General features: G+C 65.3%; 12 protein-coding genes. 8 read left to right on the forward strand and 4 right to left on the reverse strand.

The window, feature by feature from the left end:
- Positions 1-120 precede the first annotated feature (120 nt).
- The 8 genes from AB0C34_RS15115 to AB0C34_RS15150 all read left to right on the forward strand — a co-directional run bounded on the left by AB0C34_RS15115 (position 121) and on the right by AB0C34_RS15150 (position 6,896).
- Positions 121-1,104: an ABC transporter substrate-binding protein gene (locus tag AB0C34_RS15115; protein ID WP_357072030.1), complete on the forward strand. Its 984-nt coding sequence runs from the start codon at positions 121-123 to the stop codon at positions 1,102-1,104.
- On the forward strand, positions 1,101-1,907 hold the full coding sequence (locus AB0C34_RS15120) for an ABC transporter ATP-binding protein (RefSeq protein WP_357072033.1): 807 nt from the start codon (positions 1,101-1,103) through the stop codon (positions 1,905-1,907). The genes AB0C34_RS15115 and AB0C34_RS15120 overlap by 4 nt, the downstream gene beginning before the upstream one ends.
- Positions 1,904-2,740, forward strand: a complete 837-nt coding sequence (locus tag AB0C34_RS15125) for an ABC transporter permease (protein ID WP_357072036.1) — start codon at positions 1,904-1,906, stop codon at positions 2,738-2,740. The genes AB0C34_RS15120 and AB0C34_RS15125 overlap by 4 nt, the downstream gene beginning before the upstream one ends.
- Before the next feature lie 13 nt (positions 2,741-2,753).
- Positions 2,754-3,539, forward strand: a complete 786-nt coding sequence (locus AB0C34_RS15130) for a class II aldolase/adducin family protein (RefSeq protein ID WP_357072038.1) — start codon at positions 2,754-2,756, stop codon at positions 3,537-3,539.
- 161 nt (positions 3,540-3,700) lie between these two features.
- Positions 3,701-4,711: an NAD(P)/FAD-dependent oxidoreductase gene (locus tag AB0C34_RS15135; protein WP_357072041.1), complete on the forward strand. Its 1,011-nt coding sequence runs from the start codon at positions 3,701-3,703 to the stop codon at positions 4,709-4,711.
- A 3-nt stretch (positions 4,712-4,714) separates the two neighbouring features.
- Positions 4,715-5,035, forward strand: a complete 321-nt coding sequence (fdxA, locus tag AB0C34_RS15140; RefSeq protein ID WP_357072044.1) for a ferredoxin — start codon at positions 4,715-4,717, stop codon at positions 5,033-5,035.
- A complete protein-coding gene (locus tag AB0C34_RS15145) occupies positions 5,035-5,874 on the forward strand; it encodes an alpha/beta hydrolase (RefSeq protein WP_357072047.1) in 840 nt (279 codons plus the stop codon). Before fdxA ends, AB0C34_RS15145 begins: the two co-directional genes overlap by 1 nt.
- Positions 5,875-5,999: 125 nt before the next feature.
- Positions 6,000-6,896 (forward strand): IclR family transcriptional regulator, encoded by an 897-nt coding sequence (locus tag AB0C34_RS15150; protein ID WP_357072050.1) that lies wholly within the window; start codon positions 6,000-6,002, stop codon positions 6,894-6,896.
- A 12-nt stretch (positions 6,897-6,908) separates the two neighbouring features.
- Here the strand turns inward: AB0C34_RS15150 and AB0C34_RS15155 are convergent, their stop codons facing one another.
- The 4 genes from AB0C34_RS15155 to AB0C34_RS15170 all read right to left on the reverse strand — a co-directional run bounded on the left by AB0C34_RS15155 (position 6,909) and on the right by AB0C34_RS15170 (position 12,925).
- Positions 6,909-8,465, reverse strand: a complete 1,557-nt coding sequence (locus AB0C34_RS15155) for an AMP-binding protein (RefSeq protein ID WP_357072053.1) — start codon at positions 8,463-8,465, stop codon at positions 6,909-6,911.
- Between the two features lie 4 nt (positions 8,466-8,469).
- Positions 8,470-9,417: a zinc-binding dehydrogenase gene (locus AB0C34_RS15160; RefSeq protein ID WP_357072056.1), complete on the reverse strand. Its 948-nt coding sequence runs from the start codon at positions 9,415-9,417 to the stop codon at positions 8,470-8,472.
- A 44-nt stretch (positions 9,418-9,461) separates the two neighbouring features.
- A complete protein-coding gene (locus tag AB0C34_RS15165) occupies positions 9,462-11,807 on the reverse strand; it encodes a CoA transferase (protein WP_357072059.1) in 2,346 nt (781 codons plus the stop codon).
- 140 nt (positions 11,808-11,947) lie between these two features.
- Complete coding sequence (locus tag AB0C34_RS15170) at positions 11,948-12,925, reverse strand: ABC transporter substrate-binding protein (protein WP_357072062.1); 978 nt, start codon at positions 12,923-12,925, stop codon at positions 11,948-11,950.
- Between the last annotated feature and the right edge of the window lie 10 nt (positions 12,926-12,935).

Below are 12,935 nucleotides of genomic sequence, written 5' to 3' on the forward strand. Positions count from 1 at the left end.
GTTCTGGTCCATGGTCCGCACGGCGGACCGAGATGATTCTCGGGCCTGGTCACCGCGGTTAGGTTGCTTCACACAAAGCCCGCAATTGCGGCCCAGATCACAGAACGAAGGTGTCGGCACATGGCCTGGCGATCCCAACTCGGCAAAACTGCTCTCGCGTCGGCGGCAGTACTTCTCACGATGACCATCGGTGCGTGCAGTCGCCCGGCGACGCAGAGCACCGCCGATACGGCAGGTAGTGGACCTGTCCGGATCGCGGTCGGCATCGACGCTTCCTACGCCCCGTTCTTTGTCGCCGACAAGAAAGGTCTGTTCAAGGATGCGGGCCTGAATGTGCAGCTCGTGCAGTTCGGGCGAGGCGGCGAAGCGGTCGACGCTCTCGCTACCGGTCAGGTTCAGATCGCCGGAAGCTCCGACACCACCACGATTCAGCAACTCCAGCAGAACCCGTCGCTGCGCGCGATGTACGCATACGAGGCATCTGGCCGGTACATCAAGGTCGTCCTGCGCAACGGTGTCGAGTCGGCGGCGGAGGTGAAGACGATGGGTATCGTTCCCGGACTGAGCCAGATCTCGACCAACAAATACCTCGAGGCGAACGGCGTATCGCCCGATTCGGTCAAGATGGTCACGGCCACGCCGAACGACATGCCCGCGTTGCTCGGCCGCGGCGACATCGACGGTTACGTGATGTGGGAGCCGTGGCCGGCTGCCGCGCTGAGCCAGGGCATCGGACACGTCGTCGCGCGGACGGGCGATTTCGACTGGTTCTACCACCACTGGGCAATCACCACACAGCCGTGGTTGAGTGCGAACGACTCGACGGCCCGCAAGGTCGCCCAGGTTCTGGACAAGGCGACGCAGTTGGTCGAATCAGACCCCAAGCTGGCCGCCACGGCGACGGAATCCGCAGTGAATGTCGCCCAGGACCAGACCATCACCGCCGTCGACGAAATCGACTTCGCTGTAGAGAATCTCGCCACCGGCGACATCGAGGCGGCCCAATCAGTGGTCGATTTCTACAAGAAACTCGGAGTAATGACCGTGCAGCCGGACCTCAAATCGACGATGCTCGTCGACTGGTACAAGAAGAGTGCTCAATGAGTGTGACAGCGATCAAAGGTGTTCCCGTAGACATCAGAGATCTCGGGATCAGCTTCGGGGCTGCAGAGATCGTTTCGGGAATCGACCTGCATGTCCGGGAGGGAGAATTCATCTGTCTCCTCGGCCCCAGCGGGTGTGGAAAGTCGACGCTGCTGTCGTCGATGGCCGGATTCATCCAACCGACCGCGGGCGAAATAATCTGCGACGGTGATGAGGTAAAGGGAAGCAACGCGCACGCGGGCATGGTCTTCCAAAGTTCGGAGGCGCTCTTCGAATGGATGACCGTCAACCAGAATGTCTCGTATGGCCCGCGCATGCACGGTGCGAGCCGGGCGGAGCAGGCACGAATCGCGGCCGAATACCTCGCTATGGTGGGCCTGCCCCATTCGGGTGAGAAATTCCCGTCCCAGCTGTCGGGTGGTATGCGCCAGCGGGTGCAGATCGCCCGGGTACTGGCCAATCAGCCTTCGCTCGTCTTGATGGACGAGCCGTTCGGCGCCTTGGACGCGCAAACCCGGCAGGTGTTGCAGATCGAGTTGGACAAGATTTGGCGGCACACCGGCTGCACCGTCGTGTTCGTCACTCACGACATCGACGAGGCGCTCACACTCGCCGATCGAGTGGTGGTGATGTCCGCCGGACCCCAGGCGCGCATCAAGAGCATCTACGAGGTCCGTGCACCGCGACCGCGGGACCGCACCCATCCGGATGTGATCGATCTGTATGAACAACTGCGCGACGACATCCGTGCCGAGGTCGTGACGTCGTTGCGTAATCAGGGTATCGAAGAGGACGTGCTATGACCGCGGTCGTGCAGAGGCCGGCAGTGCCGGCGGGAAAAGCGAAGTCGAGACGGACCCGGAGCAAATCGGCGAGCGTCGCCGGCCAGGCAACACGCACCGCGTTGCTGTGGGTGGCGTCGGCTGTGCTCGGTCTCGCCGTCTGGTCGTTTCTCGCGTGGTGGTATGGACCCACCACCATCGCTTCGCCCGGCGCGGTGTGGACGGCCGCGGTCGAACTCGCGCAGCGCGGAGTGTTGTGGACCTCGATCTGGGCATCCGCGCAGCGGATCCTCATCGGCTGGAGCCTCGGTGTCGTCATCGGCGCCCCGATCGGAATCCTGATGGGGCGCGTCAACATCGTGCGTCAACTGCTGGATCCCTACATCGAGTTCTTCCGCTTCATCCCGCCGATCGCCTTCGTGACACTCGCGGTGGTGTGGTTCGGGATCGGCGAGACCTCCAAGGTCGTCCTGATCTTCTACACCTCGGTGTTCATCGTCACGGTGAGCACGATCGCCGCCACCGTCGCGATCAGTGAGAACAAATTCCAGGCCGCGACCAGTCTGGGTGCGAACAAGTTCCAGCTCATGAAGACCGTCGTGCTGCCCTCGGCGGTGCCCGGCATCGTGACCGGCGCCCGGCTCGCGATGGGCAACAGCTTCCTCACCATCGTCTCCGCCGAGATCGTCGCCGCCGACCACGGGATCGGGTCGATGATCTGGCAGGCCCGCAACTACGGTCGCATCGATTGGACGTTCGTCGGAATCATCGTTCTCGGCATCATGGGTTTCATCTTCGACCGCATCCTGCGGATCTTCTCGACGACGTTCCTCTCCCGATACGGCGTCAAATGAGTAGGAGCACACAATGACTCAGTCTCCGACGATCGCCGAACTGGCGGGCATTCCCGGAGCACCGGAATCGGCGAATCTCGACCAGGAGCGCCGTCGCCGCAAGGTAGCGGTGATCGGTGGTTATCGAATCCTGTCGCGGTTCGGGCTGGATGAGGGAATCTCCGGCCACATCACCGCTCGCGACCCGGAGCGCACCGACACCTTCTGGACAGCCCCGTTCGGACGTCACTTCTCGAAGGTGATGCCGGACGAACTGTTGCACGTGGACTCCGACGGCACGATCCTGTCCGGAGAAGGACCACTCAACCGTGCCGCGTTCGTCATCCACTCGAAAGTGCACGAGGCCCGACCCGATGTGATCGGCGCTGTCCACGCCCATGGACTGCAGGGTAAGGCGTTCTCTTCGCTGCACCGGCTGCTCACGCCGATCACGCAGGACGCGTGCGCGTTCTACGACGACCACTCGATCTACGAGGAATACCACGGTGTCGCGCTGGACGAGGAGGAGGGCCGACGGATCGCGCAGGCGCTCGGCGCCAACAAGGCGGTGATCCTCAGCAACCACGGACACCTGACCGTAGGCACGTCGGTGGAGAGCGCGGTGTGGTGGTACGTGTCGATGGAACGGTCGATGCAGGCCGAGCTCGCCGCACGCGCCGCCGGCGAACCGATCACACTGCACGACAAGATCGCGGCCCAGACCTACGAGGCAGTGGGCACCGAGAAGGTCGGCTGGTTCGCCTACTCGACCATCATCCAGAAAATCGCCGCGGAGGAACCGGAGATCTTCGGCGCCTGATCGGTCGCACACGCAGATGCGCGCTGTCCGTTATCGCGGGCCCGCCGGCCACACCTATGGCCGACGGGCCCGTTTTCGTGTGTCACTCCCGGGCCGAACGGAGTCTGCTGACCGGACCGGTTTCATTTATGAAGCGCCGCACGCTGATTAGCGTTCCCACAGTGAATACATCGTCCTCCTCGTCGACGGATACCGAGCTCGACGTCGATATTCTGGTCATCGGAGCTGGCCCAGCGGGGCTCTATGCCGCGTACTACGCGGGCTTCCGTGGCCTTCGCGTCGCCGTGGTCGACGCGCTCGTGGAGCCGGGCGGCCAGGTCAGCGCGATGTACCCCGAGAAGGCGATCCTCGACATCGCCGGCTTTCCCGCCGTGAAGGGGCGCGATCTCATCACGGGACTCCTGGAACAGGCCGCTGCGTTCGATCCGATCTACCTGATGGGAGAACAGGCACAGAGCCTGGCCCACGACGTGTCCGGCAACGCCGTCGTGGGAACGAGCAAGGGCCGCACCATCACCGCGGGTGCGGTGATCATCACCGGCGGAATCGGGACCTTCACACCCCGTCCGTTGACGAAAGGGCTGGATTTCCTCGATCGTGGACTGAGCTATTTCGTCCCCGACCTGTCGGCACACCAGGGCAGGGATGTGGTGATCGTCGGGGGCGGCGACAGCGCCTTCGACTGGGCGATGCACCTCGAACCGATCGCCAACTCCGTCACCCTGGTGCATCGGCGCGACAAGTTCCGCGCCCACAAATCGAGCGTGACCAAGGTGTACGACAGCTCGGTACAGGTCCTGGTCAACGCGGACGTGGCGGACGTTCGCGGCAACGGCTGGATCACCGAAGTGGACATCGCCCACAAGCTCGACAAGTCCACGACCACCCTCCGCGCTCAATCGGTCATCGCGGCACTGGGTTTCACCGCGGATCTGGGTCCGATGCTGGACTGGGGGATCGACATCGACTCTCGGCACATCGTCGTGAACACCCGCATGCAGACCAACGTCGCGCGCGTCTACGCGGCCGGCGACATCACCGACTATCCCGGAAAGGTGCGGCTCATCTCCGTCGGCTTCGGCGAAGCCGCCACCGCCGTCAACAACGCCGCAGCCGTACTCGACCCCGACGCGGAGATCTTCCCCGGACATTCCACCGAACAGGAGGGCTGAACAATGACTTTCGTGATAGGCGAGGCCTGCATCGACTACACCGATCGCTCGTGCATGGAGGAATGCCCGGTCGACTGCATCTACGAAGGCGACCGCAAGCTGTACATCAATCCGAACGAATGCATCGACTGCGGCGCCTGCGAACTGGCGTGCCCCGTCGAGGCGATCACGGTGGATCGGAAGGCCGAGCCAGAATTCAAAGAGGACAACAAACGCTTCTTCCTGGATATCTTGCCGACCCGCACCGAACCCGTGGGCAATCCCGGGGGCGCCGCGAAGATCGACGTGATCGGCGTCGACACACCGATGGTCGCGGCGTACTGATGGGCGCCGACTTCCGATTCGCCTACGCGGATACGTCATTCGGTCAAGTGCACTACGCCGAGCAAGGTGACGGTCCGGTGCTGCTCCTGCTGCACCAGACCCCCCGGTCCTGGGATGAATTCCGGGAACTGATTCCCCTGCTCGCCGTCGATCACCGGGTGATCGCGATGGACATGGTGGGTTTCGGCGCCAGCGCCACGCTGCCGGCGCCGCAGACCATCGAGGCCTTCGCGCGTGGAGCGTGGGAGCTGTTGGACGCACTCGGTGTCGGACTCGCGGCGGTCCTCGGACACCACACCGGTGCGGCCGTGGCGATGGAAATGGCCGCCGGGGACAGCCACCGAATCGGTGCGGTGATGTTGTCGTCGTGCCCGTGGGCCGATGAGCGGTATCGCGCCGACCACGCCGTCGCAGTCGGTGTCGACCAGGCCGAGCGGAGCGAGGACGGGGCACACCTGCAGACCTTGTGGGACCTGCGTCGACCGTACTACCCGCAACCGGTCGCCGGACTGCTCGACCGGTTCATCCGAGACGCGCTCGCACCCGGAGTCGATCCGGCGGAGGGCCACCGGGCCTGCGCCCGTTACCGGATGGAGGATCGGATCGGCTCGGTGACCGCGCCGGTGCTGCTGATCGGCGCGAGCGAGGACCCGTTCTCGATGCCGAACCTGCCGATCCTGGAGTCGCGTCTGACGGGGGCGGCCTCGGTGCGCCGCGTCGTCATCCAGAACGGCACGGTGGCACTTGTCGAACGCGAGGCAGCAGCGGTGGCGTCGGTGGTTCGCGACTTCCTGGCAACCATCGAAAGCGGACCGTCGAAGGTAAATTCTGTGGAATGAGTCCACTGACCGGACCATGTGACGTGGTTCTCGCCGTGGCGGTACCGTAGCGTCGCAACGTCAGGTGAGCGCGTCGCTTGTCGTGACAACGCTCGTTCGACCTCGACCGGCCAGGAGGCAGCCCGTTGACCACAGCCGCACGAAGATCCACTGAACTCGGATCGGTAGTACCCATCAAGACGGCCGTTCAGCAAACGAGCGGGGACATATCCTCCGTGCTCGGCAAGGCGCGCCTGATCCTCGATGCCTTCGACAGTCAGCACAACGACCTGTCGTTGACCGAACTCGCCCGCCGCAGTGGCGTCGCGAAGGCCACGGTGCATCGGCTGGCCGGCGAGTTGGTCGAGTGGGGCCTGCTCGAACGAGCGGGAACGAAATATCGGCTCGGGCTGCGGCTGTTCGAGCTGGGTCAATTGGTGCCCCGACAGCGCATCCTTCGTGACGCGGCACTGCCCTACATGGAGGATCTCCTGCTGGCCACACAGGAGACGGTGCATTTCGCGGTCCGCGACGGGATCGACGTGCTCTACATCGAGAAGATCGTCGGGCACCGCGGACTCAATCAGCAGTCCCGCGTGGCCGGCAGATTGCCGCTCTACTGCACCGCCACCGGAAAGATGATTCTGGCGTTTTCCCCCCAGTCGGTGTTCGACGAAGTCGTCGAACAAGGACTCACCGCGCTCACCAACCGCACCACGATGTCGGTCGGTGTGCTCCGACAGCAGCTCGAGCGGATGCGTAAGGAGCAACTGGCCGTCGAGGTCGAGGAAACCCGGCTCGGCTACATGAGCGTCGCCGTCCCGGTATTCAGTGGCCCTCGGACGCTGGCCGGAGCGCTGTCGGTCACCGCGCCCACCGCCAGGCTCAATGTCAGTCGGATCACCGGCGCGTTGCGGACCGCCGGCGTCGGGATCACCCGGACGTTGCACGCGATGCGATGCACCCACTCGCCGGGTGACAGCGCAGCCCGCGACCGCGCGTGCAGTCCCGCGATGTGCTCGTTCAACGGGTGCGGAAAATAATTCCGGATTCGTTCATCGCTCTCGCGTCGGCCGGAACCCCTGCCGCTGCGCATCCCAGGTGTCCGGACCGACACCGCGCGAGCGCAACTGCGGCTTGCGCACCTTGCCCGTCTCGGTGAGCGGTAGCACCGCAACAACGTCGACGTAGCGGGGAAGCGCGAAGTAGGCCAGGTTCTGCTCGCCGAAGCGCAATAGATCGGCGGGGTCGAGGGTGCTGCCGTCGCGCGGCACGACCGCCGCCATGATCTCGTCCTCGGCCAGCGTGGACGGCACCGCGAACACCGCCACCTGCGCGACGCCGGGATGTTGCGCCAGGACCGACTCCACTTCAGTCGCCGAGATGTTCTCGCCGCGTCGGCGGATCACGTCCTTGATGCGATCCACGAATCGGAACCAGCCGTCGGATCCGCGAACAACCCGGTCGCCGGTCGGTAGCCAGGTACCTGTCGCCGGGGTCGGTTCACCCAGGTATCCCTGAGCGAACCCGCCGCGGCGCAGACTGCGGACCACCAGCTCGCCCGGGGTGCCGTCCGGGACGACCGCGCCTTCGTCGACGACGGCGGCTTCGTAACCGTCCATCACCGTGCCGATGAAACCGTCCCGGCGACACCCCGGCATCGACCCCAGAACGAGGTTGGTCTCGGTGCTGCCGAATCCGTCGACGAGTTCGATGCCGAATCGGATGCGGAACGGCTCGTACAGGTGCGCCGGCGTCGCGGGCGACAGCGACCGGGTGACGTGATGCGCACGATCGGTCGGCGACGGTGGCCGGTTCATCAGCATGGCGACCATCGCACCCAGCAGGTAGATCACGGTCGCACCGGATTCCGTCACCTCGGCCCAGTAGCGGCTTGCCGAGAATCGTCCCCCGAGGACGAATGTGCTGCGACACACCAGGGCCTGGAACAGGGCGCCGAGGGCGTTGGTGTGGAACAGCGGAAGGCAGGTGTACAAAACGTCGCCGGTGCCGAGGCCGAGTGAACGTCCGACCCCGTCACCCCACCAGAGGAACTGGGCGTGCGGGCAGCGCACACCTTTCGGCATCCCGGTGGTGCCCGAGGTGAACAGCACCACGGCGATATCGAGAGCGTCAGCCGGCGCCGGATCACGGAGTGGATCGAGGTCGGCGCTATCGACGCACGGCGCGGATGCGGAACCGACGATCCAGCACTCACCGCTGAACACGATCGAATTCACGTACTCGACATACCGTGGCTCGACGAGCAACCACTGCGCGCCGGACTCGACGAGCACATGCGTCAAACCATCGCCCCGCAACGCGACGTTGAGTGGGACCGCCGTGGCCCCCAACCAGCTGCAACCGAGCAAGAGATCGACGAGTTCGAGCCGATTGCCCGCCAGCGCGGCGACCCGGTCACCGGCTCGAACACCATGCGCGTGCAACGAGTTCGCCATGGACGACGCCCGGTGCGCCAGTTCGCGATAGCTCACCTCGACAGCGCCGGCGCGCACGGCGATCCGATCACCGCACTCCTCGGCCCTGGCGATGAGCAGCGCCGGAATGGTCATCACCGCCGGCAACCGCGACCACACGTTCGGTGCAGGCATGGGCTCAGGGTACGACTACGGCGCGCCCGGCCACCTTGCCCTCCCGCATCAACTGCAGGGCCTCGGCGATCTGATCGAGCGGGAATGTCTGCACCGCGAGCGACACCTCACCCGCGACCAGCTTGCCGATCAGTTCGGGAGCGAGTTCGGCTTGGCGGGCTGTTCTGCGCATCATGTTGACCGGCAGGATCTGTACGTCACTGAGCAGCCAGTTGGGCAGATCGAGCGTCAATTCGGTGCCCAGCGTGTATCCGATCAGCGCGGCCCGCCCACCCGGTTCGACCCGCTCGAGCAACGGCGGGAGCGAGTCACCACCGAGCGTATCGATGAGCACATCGGCCACGGGACCGTCACCGAGCTTCTTCGCCAGTTCCGCACCGCGACCCACGACCGGCCGGACGCCGGCGGGAAGCAAATGTACCTGGTCCGGTCGGGGAACGACTCCGATCACCTCCCCGGCACCAGCGAGCTTGGCGAACTGAGCGGCCATCGAGCCGACCGCGCCCGAGGCGCCAGAAACCACGACCCGTTCACCGGGACCGATCTTGGCGATATCGTTCACGGTCACGTAGCCGGTGGTGCTCGGCAAGAAGAACGTCGCGGCCACCTCCGGCGCGAGAGCGGAATCGAACGGTGTGAACGCTTTGTCGGCCGCCACCAGATATTCGGCCCAGCATCCGTTCTTGAACAGACCGATGCCGCCGCCGCGTACCAGCACCCTGGTTCCGGGTGCGAACGTCTCCGATTCGACCACTGTCGCGGCGCCGTCGGTGCCGCCGATGTGCGGCAGCGAGGGCTTGACGTTGAACTTGCCGCTCGCGACGGTCATGTCGAGGTGACCGAGTGCTGCCGCGTCGATCCGGACCAACGTCTGCCCTGCCGCTCGGGTGGGAATGTCGACCTCGTCGATGACGGGACTCTGACCGAAACTGTGTAACCGCGCGGCGCGCATGGATCTCCTTCGAATGAGGTTGCGAATGGTTCAGCGGAGAGGGCTCAAGACAGAACCGAACCCGCACGAAGACGTGCGATCTTGTCCTGCGGGTACCGCAGGATGTCGCCGAGCACCGAGTCCGTGTCGGCACCCAGAAGTGGTGCGGCGCTACGTACTGCACCGGACGCATGATCGAGCCGGACAGGCACCCCCTCATGCAGGAACGCGCCTGCGCGCGGGTGCGTTCGCCGCACGAAGAAGCCACGGGCGCGCAGATGCGTGTCGGCCTCGATCAGGTCTCTGCCGTCCTGCACGGTGCCGGCAGGCACACCCGCCCGCTGCAGCAACTCGGTGACCGCGTCGGCGGGCAACGTCCTCGTCCACGCCGTGACCGCCGTCGCGATCTCCGGTCTGCGGGCCTCGCGTTCCCCAGCAGTGCGATAGCCCTCGGCCGCGGCCCACTCCGGGCGCTCGATCAGCTCGCACAAGGCGCGCCAATCGGTCTCGTCGCGCACGGCGATCGCCACCCAGCGGTCCGGGCCCACACACCGGAACACACCGTGCGGCGAGAACCCGGGATGAGCGTTTCCGGTCGGCTCCGGCAGTCGACCTGTGCCGGTGGACTGAATGACGCTGGTCCCCATGTGCGCGGCCATCGCCTCGAGTTGGGACAGGTCGACGTGCTGCCCTCGGCCGGTGCGATCCCGGTGTTCGAGCGCGGCCACAGTGGCGGTCGCCGCCTGCAGACCGGCCACGATATCGCCGTGACCGTAGATGACGCCGACAACTTCGTCGGCGCTCCATCCGGTCAACGCGGTCAGCCCCGTGCTGGCCGACACGATGTCCGCGTACGACACCCAACTGCTACGCGGACCGGTATGGCCCATGCCGGACATCGAGACATAGACGATGTCAGGACGCAGGGCACGCAACTGCTCGTAGCCGAGTCCCATCTTCGCCATCACCGAAGAGCTGAAGTTCTCGATTACGACGTCGCTTGCGGCGATCAGGTCGGCGAGCACCTCGAGTCCTTCGGCGGAACGGGTGTTGAGGGTGATGCTGCGCTTGTTGCGGTTGACATCGTTGAAGTAGCCGCTGGTGTCGGGATCGTCGTGTGGACCGCGCGACAGGTGCATGGCGGGGGCGAACCGGGTCGGGTCCGGCCGACCCGACGATTCGACCTTGATGACTTCGGCGCCGTGGTCGGCGAGGATTCGGGTGCAGTAGGGACCGGCGAGAACCCAGGTCAGATCGAGCACTCGAATCCCGTCGAGACTGCGTCTGCCCGGCCACGCCTCGGCGGCGGATACCGCTGTGTGGGTGCGGGATTCGATGGTCACCGACTGGTCGGCGCCGAGTTCCGCGACCGTGAGCTCACGAATCCGCCGCCCCTCGGGGAAGGCGAATCCGAATCCGAGATCGCGGGTCACCTCGTCCCCGGAGACCACATCGAGAAAGAAGTCCCGATCGTTCAGCTGGGGATTGATCAGCAGTTCGGCGGGTCCGTCCACCGCCGCCCACGGAAGTTTGCGTTCCTGCGCGCGGACAGCGAACTCTTCCTTCGGCCATTTCGACAGGAAGCGCTGCAGAACCTCGAACAGGTGCGCCTGGTGCGTCTTGCGTTCGACGGGATCACTCCAGCGTGGGTGATCCAAGTCGTCCTGGACGCCTTCTTCGATCAGCCACTGCAGCGTGGCGTCCCACATTCGGGGACTGCCGCCGAGCCCGCCCCCGAGAAACCCGTCGGCGGCGCGGAACAACCCGTGTGGGACCAGTGGATGCACCCGGCCCGGCCGACCCGGAACACGGTCTTCGTGCACGTATGCCAGGGTTCCCGCCTCCAGACTCGCTGCCACACACTCCTGGGCCGAGATATCGATCATCGGCGCACGGCCGAACCGTCTGGCCCGCAAGCCCAGCAGCGCACCGATCGCCGCATTGACCCCGGCAAGTTGCTCGGCCTGCGCTTCGGGCAGGCTCAGCGGGGCCCCATCCGGCTCGCCGACCTGCGCCAGCATGCCGCCCAGCGCAGCCACCGTGAGGTTCGTCGCCGCCCACCCGCTCCGCGGGCCGGTCACACCGAAAGGCGTGACGCGGACATGGACGAGCGAATCATGCTGAGCAACAGACGGTTCCGAGCCGACATCGCTGCCGTCGAGAAGGATGTCCGCCCCCGCGACCAAGTCGTCGAGGACCCTTCGGTCGGCATCGGTGGACAGGTCGAGCACGATCGAGCGCTTACCCGCATGCCAGTGAGCGAAGGCGTATCCGTCGAGTTCGCGGCGCGTCGGGTCGCCCTCCGGGGGCTCGACGAGGATGACCTCGTACCCGAGACCGACAAGTATTCGACCGGCGAATCGGGCGAACGGGCTCGACAGCTCCACGACACGAATAGTGGATTCGACCACGGTGGCTCCATTCCGTACTGGTGTGCGTGCCCTCCCGCCGGGAGCATGAGACCGACACTATGACCGGCCGGGGCGGAGTGGGATGGTTGCGTTCTGCTGACCGGACCCGTACCGGCCGGTCAGCACCGCGGGGCGGTCGGCTACTTGGCGTTCTGGTTGAACCAGCCGCTCAGCAGCACTTTCTGCGGATCGATGTCACCGTTGATCTTGCCCTGACCGCGGAAGAAGTCGACCAGCCGGCGCGCCTGGTCGAGATCGTCGGCGGTGAAATCCCGTCCCTTGAAGTCGATCTGGGTGACCTGTTTGCGCGCTTCGATCGGATCCATCTGAATCGCTGCGGCAACTGCCTTCCCAGCCCGGTCAGGATCGGACGCGACGATGTCGGCGGCTTGCGCCAACACACGGAACACTCGGCCTGCGAGTTCCTGGTGACCGGACAGCCAACTGTCCGACGCCACAAGCCACTGCGAATACTTGGCTCCGAAATTACCCGTCGTCCCGACGACATGGCTTCCCTTGCCGACCGCCTGCGTGATCCAAGGGTCGAACGAGATGAAGCCGTCGATGTCGCCGCGCGCGAGAAGCGCGGGCTGTTCGGGTGGACTGGTCGTCACCAGCGCGATCGAGGCCGGATCGAGCCCGAGACTCCTCAGGTACAGGTCGGTGAAGTACAGCCCGATACCAGGGAAGACACCCATGGTCTTGATCGAGTTGGGCGTGACACCGTCGCGCAGAACCACTTGGAAGTATCGGTCGGACTCCTCATACACACCCAACGCCCGGAGTTTGGGGTTACCAGCCATGACGGTGAGCGCGGTCGAGTTGGCGTTGCCGGACATTTCCGACGTCCCCGCGACGACGTTCTGCGCGCCTGCCGCACCACCCTCGGTCTGGATGATCTGTACATCGAGGCCCGCCGCCTTGAACAGCCCTTCGCGGTCGGCAAGGAAGAACGGTGCGTAGGAAGGGTCGACACCCACCGAGATACGAACCCGCTCACCTGCGGTGTTGGCGGCGGCGGTGTTGGTGGCGGGCCGGGCGCAGGCCGCGGTGGCGGCGGCGAACGCGGCAAGGACCGCCACGGCTGCTGCTCCGCGTCGCCAAAACTTCTTCTTCATCTGGATCCCT

The sequence above is a fragment of the Nocardia sp. NPDC049220 genome, from assembly GCF_040647855.1.
Lineage (GTDB): Bacteria > Actinomycetota > Actinomycetes > Mycobacteriales > Mycobacteriaceae > Nocardia.